The 1,102-nt window shown below is 50.7% G+C and carries 1 protein-coding gene; it reads left to right on the top strand.

Features of this window, described 5'->3' with window-relative positions; all coding sequences use genetic code 11:
* Positions 1-65 precede the first annotated feature (65 nt).
* Positions 66-1,102: cobaltochelatase subunit CobN (locus OGM63_RS15385; RefSeq protein ID WP_263746463.1), on the top strand; the 1,037-nt coding region annotated here is incomplete at its 3' end.

Below are 1,102 nucleotides of genomic sequence, written 5' to 3'. Positions count from 1 at the left end.
TTCTGGGAGAGGGGGGACTTCTGGGAGAGGGGGGGACTCTTTGGAGACAAGGTGACACACAGAATATGGGAAACATCTTTCCCCCCATCTCCCCATCTCTCCATCTCCCCATCTCCCCGTCCTCCACTCCCCCCCTCCCCCCCTCCTCCAAAGTTGGCATCATCTTCTACCGTGCTCATTACCTAGCGGGAAATACCAAGGTGATTGATGTATTGTGCGAAGCTTTGGCAAAGCGGAATTTAGAACCTGTGCCTTTGTTTATTTCTTCATTGCGCGATCCTGATGTCCAAGCTGAGTTAATCGAGTTTTTCCAGCCAAAAGACTCAGAACAAGTTGCGCTGCTGCTAAATACTACCAGTTTTTCTTTGGCGCGGTTGGATACAGAAACACCCCAGCTTGAACTTTGGCAAAAATTAGATGTGCCGGTGTTGCAGGTGATTCTTTCTGGTGGTTCCGTTGAACAGTGGGAGTCGCAGTTTCAAGGACTTTCACCCCGCGATATGGCAATGAATGTGGCTTTGCCGGAAGTGGATGGACGGATTATTAGCCGCGCTGTGTCTTTTAAAGCCGTGCAAACTCGCAACCCGAATTTAGAAACGGATGTGGTAGTTTATGAAGCGATCGCTTCACGGATAGAGTTTGTCGCTGATTTGGCAGCAAATTGGGTGCGTCTGCGCTCAACACCACCCCAAGAACGTCATGTAGCTTTAATTTTGGCTAATTATCCCACCCGCGATGGTCGCATTGCTAATGGTGTGGGACTCGATACCCCAGCTAGTTGTGTGGAAATTCTTAAGGCTTTGCAGTCTGCTGGATATCATGTGGAAAATCTACCCGCAGATGGAGACGAATTGATTCAACGTCTGACAAGTGGGGTGACGAATGACCCGGAAGGTCGGGAGTGGCGTCCGGTACAACAAAGTGTTTCTCAACAGGAGTATGCGGAGTATTTTAGTTGTTTACCGGAGGCTGTAAGGCAGGCTGTTGGTGAGCGGTGGGGTTTTTGTTTGGAAACTAACCGCCAAGACGCCAAGGACGCCAAGAAGGAAGAGAAAACTAAGTATTATTCCCCCCCCCTCCCCCCCCCCCCCCCCCCCCCCCC

This window comes from Plectonema radiosum NIES-515 (assembly GCF_025753815.1).
Lineage (GTDB): Bacteria > Cyanobacteriota > Cyanobacteriia > Cyanobacteriales > Nostocaceae > Hassallia > Hassallia radiosum_A.
Note: the sequence above shows the minus strand (reverse complement) of the source record. Positions and strands in the feature narration are given on the sequence as shown.